This is a genomic window from Paradevosia shaoguanensis (assembly GCF_016801025.1).
GTDB classification, from domain to species: Bacteria; Pseudomonadota; Alphaproteobacteria; order Rhizobiales; family Devosiaceae; genus Paradevosia; species Paradevosia shaoguanensis.
This window is the reverse complement of sequence record NZ_CP068983.1, coordinates 1,366,737-1,379,320: the sequence shown is the minus strand read 5'-3', so window position 1 is coordinate 1,379,320 and position 12,584 is coordinate 1,366,737. Positions and strand designations below refer to the sequence as shown.

General features: G+C 66.5%; 10 protein-coding genes. 9 read left to right on the top strand and 1 reads right to left on the bottom strand.

The features are described 5' to 3' along the window. Positions 1-4: 4 nt before the first annotated feature. Complete coding sequence (locus JNE37_RS06370) at positions 5-1,153, bottom strand: LysR family transcriptional regulator (RefSeq protein WP_203065698.1); 1,149 nt, start codon at positions 1,151-1,153, stop codon at positions 5-7. A gap of 82 nt (positions 1,154-1,235) precedes the next feature. Between JNE37_RS06370 and JNE37_RS06365 the strand changes: the two genes are divergently transcribed. From JNE37_RS06365 to JNE37_RS06325, 9 genes are all read left to right on the top strand, one after another. After that, entirely contained in the window at positions 1,236-2,807 is a 1,572-nt protein-coding gene (locus JNE37_RS06365) for an aromatic amino acid lyase (RefSeq protein ID WP_376742452.1), read from the top strand. A gap of 82 nt (positions 2,808-2,889) precedes the next feature. Continuing rightward, positions 2,890-3,801 (top strand): glycine betaine ABC transporter substrate-binding protein OsmF, encoded by a 912-nt coding sequence (gene osmF, locus JNE37_RS06360; protein WP_035036630.1) that lies wholly within the window; start codon positions 2,890-2,892, stop codon positions 3,799-3,801. A 90-nt stretch (positions 3,802-3,891) separates the two neighbouring features. Then, positions 3,892-5,085, top strand: a complete 1,194-nt coding sequence (locus JNE37_RS06355; protein WP_203065697.1) for an ABC transporter permease — start codon at positions 3,892-3,894, stop codon at positions 5,083-5,085. Then, positions 5,078-6,013: an ABC transporter ATP-binding protein gene (locus JNE37_RS06350; RefSeq protein WP_203065696.1), complete on the top strand. Its 936-nt coding sequence runs from the start codon at positions 5,078-5,080 to the stop codon at positions 6,011-6,013. The genes JNE37_RS06355 and JNE37_RS06350 overlap by 8 nt, the downstream gene beginning before the upstream one ends. Beyond that, the gene (locus JNE37_RS06345) at positions 6,010-6,762 is read left to right on the top strand and encodes an ABC transporter permease (RefSeq protein ID WP_203065695.1); all 753 of its coding nucleotides are present in this window, start codon (positions 6,010-6,012) and stop codon (positions 6,760-6,762) included. Before JNE37_RS06350 ends, JNE37_RS06345 begins: the two co-directional genes overlap by 4 nt. A gap of 14 nt (positions 6,763-6,776) precedes the next feature. Further along, positions 6,777-8,150, top strand: a complete 1,374-nt coding sequence (locus JNE37_RS06340) for a dihydroorotase (RefSeq protein ID WP_203065694.1) — start codon at positions 6,777-6,779, stop codon at positions 8,148-8,150. 164 nt (positions 8,151-8,314) lie between these two features. Next, positions 8,315-9,565, top strand: a complete 1,251-nt coding sequence (locus tag JNE37_RS06335; RefSeq protein WP_203065693.1) for a Zn-dependent hydrolase — start codon at positions 8,315-8,317, stop codon at positions 9,563-9,565. Beyond that, positions 9,565-10,680, top strand: a complete 1,116-nt coding sequence (locus tag JNE37_RS06330) for a thiohydantoin desulfurase (protein ID WP_203065692.1) — start codon at positions 9,565-9,567, stop codon at positions 10,678-10,680. Before JNE37_RS06335 ends, JNE37_RS06330 begins: the two co-directional genes overlap by 1 nt. A gap of 141 nt (positions 10,681-10,821) precedes the next feature. Next, on the top strand, positions 10,822-12,483 hold the full coding sequence (locus tag JNE37_RS06325; RefSeq protein ID WP_203065691.1) for a thiourocanate hydratase: 1,662 nt from the start codon (positions 10,822-10,824) through the stop codon (positions 12,481-12,483). Positions 12,484-12,584: the final 101 nt, after the last annotated feature.

Sequence of the window (12,584 nt, the reverse complement as noted above, 5' to 3'; positions counted from 1 at the left end):
CCGCTCACTCCCTGCCCATCAACCCCAGCACCATTTCTCCGACGTTCCGGCCGCCATTGCCCTTCGGCCAGACCAACCGGATGGAAAGCGCATGCTCCTCGCCCAACGGAAGGCGGGCGAGGTCGCCGCGGATGTTGCCGACTGAGGCTTCGGGGAGCACCGAGATGAAGCCGTGGTGGAGCACGAGGTTGACGATGACGGGGATCGAGTCGATCTCGATCAGCGTCAGCTTTTCGCGCCGAAGCTCGTCGAGCGTCGCATCGAGATAGCGCATCGCCGCCTGCCGCAGGCCGCTGCGCAGGCTCGGAACGGCAATGGGCATGCCGGCGAGGAGGGCTGATACGTCGCCGGCCGCCGCCAGAGATTGCCGGGTGCCGACCAGAGCGAGCGGCGAGCGGTAGAGCAGGTGGGCTTCGTATTCGGGCGGCGGTGTTTCGACGTCGAGAATGGCGGCGTCGAACCGGCCGCTCTTGAGGCCGGCCAGCAATTCCTCGGCGGTGGTGCTCGAGATGAAGAGCGGCTGGCGCGGCCGCGCCTTGAGCCAGCGGGCGGTGAGCGCGGCCAGCATGCGGGCCAGCTCGCTTTCGTAGCCAAGAGGAATGACCGAACCCAGGCGCGTCGTGGCGGCGTGCTTGCGGAAGCGATCGGGGGCGGTGCGCGCCAGGTCGGACCAGATGCCGGCCAGATCCTGGATGCGGTCGAGCATCGCTTCGCCCCTGGCGGTGGGGCGAGAGCCGGCGGTGCCGCGTTCGAGAAGCGGCGCACCGAGCAGGGCTTCGAGCGCGGCGATCTGGCGGGTGAGCTGGGGCTGGCCGAGGCCGAGCCGTTGCGCGGCGCGCCGAACGCTGCCGGCGCTTGCGACTTCCGCGAAGCGCCAGAGGGCTTCGAGATTGATGCCGCGTTGGGCGGCATCTGGCACGATGGCTTCAATGATTGCGGTGGCGCGGGAAATCTCCGGGCCGAGGCGTTCGGCTTCGAGGGTGAGCACGAGGCCGGCGCCGGCGCGCTCGGCCAGGGTCACTGAAATCTCGGCTTCGAGGCGCGACATGGCGGCCGCCACGCTTGCCGGCGCCCGTTTGAGGTCGCGCGCCACTGCGCGTATGCTGCGCGCCGTCAGCACCCGATGGGCGATGACCAGCGTAGCGCTATCCAATTCCCGCGTCCTTCATGCTCGATCCGACGGCATCTGGTGTTCACGATTTGGGATATCCCAGCTCCGCATTTTATCCAATAGCGTGCCCCATGAGAGAGGAACCATTGCCATGACCGTTGCCGTAACCCCCGTAACCTTCGACGGAAAGCCGCTGAGCTTTGCGACGATGGCGCGGATCGGCGCCGGCCTGGCCGTACCCCTCGCCGACCCGGCGGCGATGGAGCGGGTGCGCGCCAGCCGCGCGGTGATGGAGGAACGCATCGCTCACGGCGCGCCGGTCTACGGCGCGACGACGGGCGTGGGGGCGATGAAGGACATCGAGTGGTCGCCTGAGGACCTTGATACCTACAATATGGGCCTGGTGCGGGCGCACCACTTCGGCACCGGCGCGCCGTTTCCGAGCGCCGTCGTACGCAACGCCATGGCCATCCGCGTCAATACCGCGCTGACCGGGCGCGTCGGCTGCTCGCCGGAACTGGTCGATACCTATCTGCGCCTGCTTTCGGCCGATGTGGTGCCGGTGGTGCGCCGCACCGGCTCGATCGGCTGCGCCGATATCGGGCTCATGGGCCAGATCGGGGCGGTGCTGACTGGGGTCGGCGAGGCCATCTATCATGGCCGGCGGCTTTCGGCGGAAGCCGCGCTTGCCGAGGCGGGCCTCAAGCCGGTGCAGCTGGCGCCGCGCGACAGCCTCGCCTCCATTTCGATCAATGCCGTTGGCTATGCAGCGGCGGCGGGCGCCATGCGCGCTGCGGCGAGCGCAGTGCGCGTCATGCTGGCGACGGCGCTCATGACCGGCGGCGGGCTGGGCGCGTCGCGCGACCCCTGGAAGGCGGTGGCCCATGTCGGCACCGAGCGCGAGGCGCTGATCGGCACCTGGATGATGGACGCGGTTGCCGACTGGGAATGGCCGGTGACGACGCATGTCCAGGACCCCCTGAGCCTGCGCATGATTCCCCAGGTCTTCGGCACCGCGTTCGAGAGCCTTCTGGTTTCCGGCCGCACGATTCTGGCAGCGACCGGGCGAACGGACGACAATCCGGTGGTGGTCGAGGGCGAGGTGCTGACCTCGGGCGGCTCGCTGCCGCTCGACGTGACGGTTTTCCTCCAGACCGCGCAGCTCGCGCTGGCGCACGCAGCGCGAAATTCCTTCAATCGCTGCGTGTTGCTGGGGAACGGCGTACGGCGCGACCTGCCGATCAATCTCGTGGCGCCGGGCGCGATTGCAACCGGTTTCGGGCCGATCATCAAGCTGGCCGGCGAATTGTTCGCCCGTGTCCATTCCATGTCGACACCGATCTCGGCGCAGGCCATGGTAGTGGCAGCCGGCATCGAGGACGAGGCGGCTTTCCTGCCGTTGGTCGTCGAGCGATTCGAACGGCAGGTGCGGGCCCTGCGCCGCATGGCGGCGCTCGAGGCCCTGCTTTCGGCCCAGGCCATGGATATCCTGGGTGACCGGCCGGCCGGCGTGCCCGGCATGATCTACGAGATCGTGCGCGGCCATGCCGAGTTCTACAGGCTCGACCGTCCGCTATCGGCGGAGGTGGAAGCGATCGAGAGCGATCTGGGTTCGGACGAAACGATGGGGAAACTTATTTCCCAAGCACCGTTACCCCAGTTGGACGACTTTTTCGCTTTGGGCCCCATTGCTTAGCAAGTGCGGGCTGGTCGCGCGGGCCTGAAACGTTAGGGTAGGCAATAGCTTGGCATGAGCCAAGGCAACACGGGAGTGCATCATGCGACTGACTACCAGGATTCTCGGCGCCCTTGCGGCGCTGGCACTGACAGCGACTGCGGCCCAGGCCCAGGTCGTGGTTTCCTCAAAGATCGACACCGAAGGCGGCGTGCTGGGCAACATCATTCTCGAAGTGCTCAAAGCCAACCAGATTCCGGTGACCGACAAGATCCAGCTCGGCGCGACCCCGGTCGTGCGCGAGGCCATCACGGCCGGCCAGATCGATATCTATCCGGAATATACCGGCAACGGCGCCTTCTTCTTCAACGAAGCCGACAAGCCCATCTGGAACAACGCGGCCGAAGGCTATGCTGAGGTCAAGAAGCTCGACTACGACACCAACAAGATCGTCTGGCTCGACCCCGCCCCGGCCAACAATACCTGGGCCATCGCGCTGCGTGACGACGTGGCGGGCCCGAACAACCTGAAAACGCTCTCCGACTTCGGCAAGTGGGTTGCCGGCGGCGGCGAAGTGAAGCTGGCCGCTTCTTCCGAGTTCGTGAACTCGCCGGCAGCGCTCCCCGCCTTCCAGACCGCCTATGGCTTCACCCTGAAGCCCGAGCAGCTCATCACGCTTTCCGGCGGCGATACGGCAGCAACCATCGCGGCGGCGGCGCAGCAGACCTCGGGCGCCAATGCGGCCATGGTCTATGGCACCGACGGCGGCATCGCGCCCTCCAAGCTCACCGTGCTCGATGACGACAAGGGCGTGCAGCCGGTCTACGAGCCCGCTCCGATCATCCGCGAAGCCGTGCTGACGCAATATCCGCAGATCGCGGACCTTCTGAAGCCGGTCTTCGCCAAGCTCGACCTCAAGACCCTGCAGGAGCTCAACGGCCGCGTGCAGGTGGCGGGCGAACCGGCCAATGCCGTGGCGCTCGACTTCCTCAAGACCAACAGCCTCATCAAGTAGGCTTTTGCGACCCGTGGCGGGGAGGGCACCTCCCTCTCCGCCCCGAAGTCGACTTTCCCAATCGATCCGAGCAAGGGAGGCCCGGTGACGATGGCTCAAAGCGTCGCCACAGCATTGCCGAAACGGGTTATCGGCCTCGACAAGCTCGGCGTCGTCATTACGCTGATCGTGTTGGTGGGCTGGTTCGCGCTGCCCTTCGTCGATTTCAAGCCCAACCGTATCCTGCCGGGCGAACCACGCTCGATCTTCGCGGCGCTGCCGCCGCTGCATGCGGCCATTCTCGCAGCGGTGCTGGCGGTTTCCATTCCGGTGAGCGCGCTGCGCACGCCGACGATATTCCGGCTGGCGATGAGTTTCGTCGCGCTGGCGGCGATTGCGATCTATGTCGGCATTGCCGGTTATTTTCTCACTCCGGAAGGCGACAAGCTGGTGCGCATCGCGCCGGGCGCCGGCTTCTGGGTGCTGACCGGCGCCTTTGCGCTGCTGGCTGCCGATTCGCTGACGCGCCTGCGCCTCGGGCCCTGGCCGCGCATCGCCATTCTGGCGGTGGTTGCGATCGGGCTTGGCGCGCTGCTCTGGAGCGGGTCCTGGAGCGACCTTTCGATCCTCAAGGAATATGCCAGCCGGGCGGACGCGTTCTGGCGTGAAGGCCAGACGCATGTGCTTCTCGCCTTCGGCTCGCTGGTCGTGGCGACAGCCGTCGGCATTCCGCTGGGCGTTGCGTGCTATCGCAATCGGCGGCTGCGCACCGTCGTGCTTAATGTCCTCAACGCCGTCCAGACCATCCCCTCGATCGCACTGTTCGGTCTGCTGATCGCCCCCCTTGGCGCCCTCGCTGCTGCCGTACCCGCGCTCGCAGCCATCGGGGTTTCGGGCATTGGCGCCGCGCCCGCCATGGTGGCGCTTTTCATCTATAGCCTCCTGCCGGTGGTCTCCAACACCGTGGTCGGCCTTGTCGGCGTGCCCGAGGCCGCCAACGACGCGGCGCGCGGCATGGGCATGACCGATCGCCAGCGCCTGTTCTCGGTCGAGCTGCCCTTGGCCTTTCCGGTCATCCTCACCGGCATCCGCATCGTCCTGGTGCAGAATATCGGCCTCGCCACCATCGCCGCGCTGATCGGCGGCGGCGGCTTCGGCGTCTTCGTCTTTCAGGGCATCGGCCAGACTGCGATGGACCTCGTGCTGCTGGGCGCCGTCCCGACCGTCGCCCTGGCCTTCGCCTCCGCCGTCATCCTCGATGCCATAGTCGAAATGGTCTCGCCACGGGAACCCGCCAATGATTGAGATCGAAGAGATCACCAAGACCTATGGCGACACCAATGTCGTCGATCGCGTCACCATGACGGTCGATCCACATACCATTACCGTCATCGTCGGCACGTCGGGCTCGGGCAAGACCACGCTCCTGCGTATGATCAACCGCCTGGTCGAGCCCACTTCCGGTACCATCCGCATCGACGGCCAGGACACCCGCTCGGTCCCCGCCTATGAGCTGCGCCGCCGCATCGGCTACGCCATCCAGGGCCACGGCCTCTTTCCGCATCGCACCGTCGGCCAGAACATCGGCACGGTCCCGAAACTGCTCGGCTGGGACAAGGCGCGCACCGACAAGCGCGTCGATGAACTGCTCGACCTCTTCCAGCTCGATCCCGGCCAGTATCGCGACCGCATGCCGAGCGAACTTTCGGGCGGCCAGCAGCAGCGCGTCGGCGTCGCCCGGGCGCTGGCCGCCGAGCCCAATATCCTCCTCATGGACGAGCCTTTCGGCGCGCTCGATCCCATCATCCGCGCCAAGGCGCAGGAGGACCTGCTCGATATCCAGAAACGTTTTGGCACCACCGTCGTGCTCGTCACGCACGACATGGAAGAGGCCATCCATCTCGGCGACAAGATCGCCGTCATGGACAAGGGCCGGCTGCTCCAATACGCGACGCCCGAAGAGATCATCGCGCACCCGGCTACCGACTTCGTCAACGAGCTCATCGGCACCGGCGAGCGGCCCTTCCGCCTGCTTTCGCTGGCCTCGATCCGCGAGGCCGTCGAGCCCGGCGAAGCCCTCGGCGCTCCCATCTCCGCCGATGCCTCCCTGCGCGATGCCTTTGCCGAACTCCTGTGGTCCGGCCGCGCCGCCCTGCCGGTCGAGGAAAGCGGCAAGCTCGTCGGGCGCGTCACCCTCACCGAACTCAACCGCCGCGCGGCCCGCCCGCAATGAAATGGCCCCTGCTCATAAGGCTGGTGGTGCTGGCGCTGCTCATCGCGTTCCTGGTGACGCCGGAAAGCTTTGCCTTCCTGCTGCAGCCGCTCACCAAGAATGGCCAGCCCGCCATCTATGATCGCGGGAGCCTCTGGAGCCTGACGCTCAGCCACCTGACCATCACCTTCGCCGCCACCGTCGCGGCGACCATCGTGGCCGTTGGGCTCGCCATCCTCGTCACGCGCCCGTTCGGGGCTGAATTCCTGCCGCTCTCGCGCAGCCTCGCCAATATCGGTCAGACCTTTCCCCCCGTCGCCGTGCTGGCGCTTGCCGTGCCCATCCTCGGCTTCGGCACCGCGCCCACGCTCGTCGCGCTCTTCCTCTACGGCCTCCTGCCCATCTTCGAGAACTCGCTCACCGGCCTCACCACCTTGCCGCCCGCCGTCACCGAGGCGGCACGCGGCATGGGCATGACCGGCACGCAGCGCCTGACCCGCGTCGAACTGCCTTTGGCGCTGCCCGTTATCCTGGGCGGCGTCCGCCTTTCGACCGTTATTTCGCTCGCGACCGCCACCATCGGCTCGACCGTGGCGGCGCGTACGCTGGGCGAAGTCATCATTGCCGGCCTTACGGCCAGCAATACCGCGTTCGTCCTGCAGGGTGGCCTCATCGTCGCCGTGCTGGCCGTGCTCATCTACGACGGCCTTTCGGCCTTCGAACGCTTCCTCGTGGCGCGCACCGGCCGCGCCCAGCAGGAAGCCGCATAGGAGACTTTTGGAACATGTCCGATTTCGATCTCGTCCTCTCGGGCAACGTGGTGCTTTCCAGCCGCATCCTCGAAGCCGGCTACGTCGCCGTCCGCGACGGCAAGGTCGCCGAGGTCGGGCAGGGACCCGCACCGGCTGCCCGCGAACGCCACGAACTGGGCAATGCCCTCATCCTCCCCGGCGCCATCGACGCCCAGGTGCATTCGCTCTCCCAGAAGGACCAGGAAGATTTCGTCTGGTCCACCCGCTCCGCCGCTGCCGGTGGCGTCACCACCATCGTTGACATGCCCTATGACGAAGGCAACCTCGTCTGCTCGGCCGAAGCCGTCCGCAAGAAGGTCGATCATGCCGGCCCGCAGGCCCGCGTCGATTTCGCCCTTTACGGCACCGTCGATCCGACCGAAGGCGCCAAACGCATCCCCGAACAGGTCAAGGCCGGCGTCGCCGCCTTCAAGTTCTCGACCTTCGGCACCGACCCCAAGCGCTTCCCCCGCATCCCGCCGGGCCTGCTCGAAGAATGCTTTGCGACAATCGCCAAAACCGGCCTCACCGCCGGCGTCCATAACGAGGACGACGAAGCCGTCCGTGCCGCCATGGAAAAGGTCAAGGCGCTCGGCATCACCGATTACCGCGCCCACGCCCTCTCGCGCCCGCCGCTGACCGAACTGCTGGCTACGCTGCAAGTCTACGAAACCGGCGCCCTCACCGGCGCCGACGCTCACATCGTCCACTGCTCGCTGTCGCGCGGCTACGACATCGCCGCCAGCTATCGCGCCCAGGGTTTTGCCGCCTCCATCGAGTGCTGCATCCACTACCTGACGCTCGACGAGGAAAACGACGTCAGGCGCCTCGGCGGAAAGGCCAAGATCAACCCGCCGATCCGACCCCGCACCGAAGTCGAGGCCCTCTGGCGCCAGGTTGCCGCCGGCAATGTTACCCTGGTCTCGACCGACCACGTGAGCTGGTCGGAAAACCGCAAGACCCGTCCCGACATGCTCGCCAACGCCTCGGGCGTTCCGGGCCTCGAAGCCATGGTCCCGCTTTTCGTCAAGGGTGCGCTGGATCGCGGCATCTCGCTGACCTGGGCCGCCAAACTCATGGCCGAAAACCCGGCCCGCCACTTCCGCCTCGACCACGTCAAGGGCGCGCTTACCCCCGGCCGCGATGCCGATATCACGGTGCTGGTCCCGGTCGAAAAGACCTATGACGCCGCCGCCTCCGGCAACAACGTCGTCGGCTGGAGCCCCTATAACGGCATCAAGCTCCCCTGGACCACGGCCGCCACCTACTTGCGCGGCAAGCTGGCCTTCGACGGCACCAGGGTCCTCTCCGAACCCGGCACCGGAAAATTCGTGCGCCCGCCACAGCAGATCGTGGTGGCGTCATGAGCATGCGGCCCACCCCTCCCAGCCTCCCCCGCAAGGGGGGAGGTGCCTACCGTGGGTGTAGAACGCTCAATGCTCAAGCAACTGGATCGAAACACCTCCCCCCTTGCGGGGGAGGCTGGGAGGGGGGTGAGCCACACCCACCGCCCTCACCCGGGAGCCCCCACATGAGAAACCTCCCCACCAACCCCGACCGCATCGCCGAGGATATTTCCGACCTCGCTGCCATCACAGAGCTGGACCACCCCTATACCCGCCGGGCCTTCACCCCGATGTTCCTGGCCGGCCGCTCCTATCTCGAACGCCGTTTCGAGAAGGCCGGCCTCAAGATCCGCATCGATGCTGCCGGCAATCTCATCGGCCACCGGCCCGGCAGGAAGCCCGGCCTCGGCACCATCCTCCTCGGCTCGCATTCGGACACCGTGCCCGATGGCGGACGCTATGACGGCATAGCAGGCGTTTCCGCCGCCCTCGAAGTCGCCCGCGCGCTCCACGACCAGGATGTTCAGCTCGACCACGACCTCGAAATCGTCGACTTCCTCGCCGAGGAGGTCTCGATCTTCGGCGTCTCCTGCATCGGCTCGCGCGGCATGGTCGGGCTCGTCCCACCTGATTGGCTCACTCGTACCTCTGGCGACCTGACCCTCGAACAGGGCATCGCCGAAGTTGGCGGGCACCCCGAGGTCAGCGAAAAGCGCACCGACATAAAGGCCTTCCTCGAACTCCACATCGAGCAGGGCCCAGTCCTCGAAGACAAAAAACTCGATATCGGCGTCGTCACCGCCATCGCCGGGATCACCCGCATCGAGATCGTCGTCGATGGCCGGGCCGATCACGCCGGCACCACGCCCATGGGTTCGCGCCGCGATGCCTTGACCGCTGCCGCGCGCCTCGTGCTCGCCATCGAGCAACTGGCTCATCAGTTCGCGCAAAGCGAAGCCCACTTCGCTGCAACCGTCGGCGAATTCCGCATCGAGCCCAACGCCGCCAATGTCGTGCCGTCCCGCGCGGTGATGCTCATCGACGCCCGCGCCGAGAACCGCGCCGACATGGAGCGCTTCTGCGAAGCCCTCGATGCGCTCGCCCTTGAAGTCGCCGACGAGACCGATTGCTCGGTCGCCAAGCCACGCCGCATTTCGGACAACCAGCCGACCCCCTGCGACCCGGACCTCCTCAAGGTCCTCGACGCCGCCTGCGAGGCCACGGGCGCCCGGCATCGCCGCATGGCCTCGGGAGCAGGCCACGACACCGCCTGGATGGCCCGCGCCACCAAGGCGGCCATGATCTTCATCCCCTGCCTTGGCGGGCGCAGCCACGCCCCCGAGGAATCCGCCAAGACCGAGGACATCGCCCTGGGCGCCGCCGTGCTGCTCGAAGCGGTCAAAACCCTCGACAAGCAACTACAGGAAGCCAAGTAATGGGCCGCATTCTCACCGAAAAAGACATCGAACCGGCGGTCAAGGGCGGCTCCGTCTATGCAGCGGGCGGCGGCGGCTGGGCCGATCATGGCCGCATGCTCGGCCGCGCCGCGGTCTCGATCGGCAAGCCCGAACTGGTCTCGATCGAGGAACTCGACGACAACGACTGGGTCGCCACGGCCGCCGCCATCGGCGCCCCGGCCTCGACCACGCCCTGGGAAATGCAGGGCGTCGACTACATCAAGGCCGCCCAGCTCCTCCAGGACGCGCTTGGCGAAAAGCTCTCCGGCCTCATGGTCGGCCAGAACGGCAAATCCTCGACGCTCAACGCCTGGCTTCCCTCCGCCATGCTCGGCACCAAGGTGGTCGATGCGGTCGGCGACGTGCGCGCCCACCCGACCGGCGACATGGGCTCCATCGGCATGGCCGGCAGCCCCGAACAGATGATCCAGACCGCCGTGGGCGGCAACCGCGACGAGAACCGCTACATCGAGCTGGTCGTGCGCGGCGCCACCGCCAAGATTTCGCCGGTCCTGCGCACCGCCGCCGACCAGTCGGGCGGCTTCATCGCCTCCTGCCGCAACCCTCTACGCGCTTCCTATGTGGCGAAAAATGCGGCGCTCGGCGGCATCTCGATGGCGTTGAAACTGGGCGAAGCCATCATCGCCGCCGAAGCCGGCGGTGGCTCGAAAATCATCGATGCCATCGTCAGGACCACGGGCGGCACCATCCTCGCCCAGGGCAATGTCGAGGCCAAGGACGTGGTCTACACCAAGGAAGCCTTCGACATCGGCACCATCACGCTGGGAACCGGCGACAAGGCGACAAAACTCCACGTCATGAACGAGTACATGGCTGTCGAAGACGCGGGCGGCACACGCCTCGCTACCTTCCCCGACGTCATCACCACCCTCGACGCCGCCGGCACTCCGCTCAGCGTCGGCCAGGTGCGCGAAGGCATGTTCATCTTCGTGCTGCACGTCCCCAAAACCATCATTCCCCTGGCCTCGTCCGTCCTTGACCCGACGGTCTATCCGTCGGTCGAAAAGGCCATGGGTATCGAAATCGCCAAATACGCGCTCGACCTGGGGCGCAGGAAGACAGACCGGGGCTGACGGCTCACCCCCCTCCCCGACCCTCCCCGCAAGGGGAGTGCAAGTGGGGGTATTGGCTTGCCGCAAACTGGATCGAAACACCCTCCCCCTTGCGGGGAGGGTCGGGGAGGGGGAGGGCCTCCCGCACTGAAGGACCAAAAGATGCCCACACCCAATCCCCGTCACCCCAATTTCCCCATTCCCGGCGGCAAGGAGCTGCGCGCCAAGGGTTGGCGCCAGGAAGCCCTGCTGCGCCTCCTCGAAAACGTGCTCTCGGTAGGTGAAGACCCCGATAACCTCGTTGTCTACGCCGCCCTCGGCAAGGCCGCCCGCAACTGGGCCGCGCATGACGCCATCGTCACCGCGCTCAAGACCATGGACGAGGATCAGACCCTCATCATCCAGTCGGGCAAGCCGATCGGCCTGCTCAAGACCCACGCCAAGGCGCCGCTGGTCATCATGGCCAATTGCAACATCGTCGGGCAGTGGGCCAAAGCCGAGAACTTCTACGACCTTGAGAGAAAGGGCCTCATCGCCTGGGGTGGGCTGACGGCGGGCGCCTGGCAATATATCGGCAGCCAGGGCGTCATCCAGGGCACCTACGAGATCTTCATGCGCATCGCCGAGAACCGTTTCGACGGCGACCTGCGCGGCCGCTTCATCCTCACCGCCGGCCTCGGCGGCATGGGCGGCGCCCAGCCGCTTGCCGGCCGCATGGCCAATGCCGCCATTCTCGTGGTCGACGTCGATCCCGAACGCGCCCGCAAGCGCAAGGAGATCGGTTATTTGGAACATGTCGCGCCTGACCTCGACACGGCGCTGGCCATGATCGATGAGGCGGTGAAGGCGAAGCGCCCCACCTCCATCGGCCTTGTCGGCAACGCCGCCGAAATCTACCCGGAGATCGCCCGGCGCGGCATCACGCCCGACATCGTCACCGACCAGACCTCGGCCCACGACCTTGTCTACGGCTACGTGCCAAAAGGTTATTCGCTCGAAGAGGTCCGGCGCCTGCGCAAGGACAACCCCGCCGAGCTCATGGCCGCCAGCCGCGCCTCGATCGTCGAGCACGTCAACGCCATGCTCGAATTCCAGCGGCGCGGCGCCGAGGTGTTCGACAACGGCAACCTCATCCGCACCCAGGCCCGCGACGGCGGCGTCGCCAATGCCTTCGACATAAAAATCTTCACCGAAGCCTATCTCCGCCCGCTCTTCGCCCGCGCCATCGGCCCCTTCCGCTGGATGGCCCTCTCGGGCGATCCCGACGACATCGGCAAGATCGACGAGCTGGTGCTGAAAATGTTCGCAGGCAACAACATCGTCACCAACTGGATCGGCCTCGCCCGCCAATACGTCCCCTTCGAAGGCCTCCCCGCCCGCATCGCCTGGCTCGGCCATGGCGAGCGTACGCAGCTGGCGCTGGCGGTCAATGAGCTGGTGGCCAACGGCACCCTCTCGGGCCCGGTCGCCTTCTCGCGCGATCACCTCGATGCCGGCGCCATGGCGCATCCCAACATCATGACCGAGCGCATGAAGGATGGTTCGGACGCCATCGCCGACTGGCCCCTGCTCGACGCCATGCTGCTCACCGCCTCCATGGCCGACCTCGTAGCCATTCACTCCGGCGGCGGCGGCTATGCCGGCTACATGACCAGCGCCGGCGTCACCACGATCGCGGACGGCACGCCAGAGGGGGCAGAACGGCTCAGGCATGTGCAGACCAACGATACCTCACTGGGCGTCATGCGATATGCGGATGCGGGGTACGATGAGAGTTTTGACGAGATCGAGAAGAAGGGGATTCCGCATATCGATCTGCGGTAGGGGCTACCCCCACCCTTGTTCCCTCCCCACAAGAGGGGGGAGACCTGCTGGCGCGATTTTGCCCCATCGACTCGCTCCTCCTTGTGGGGAGGGATTGTGAG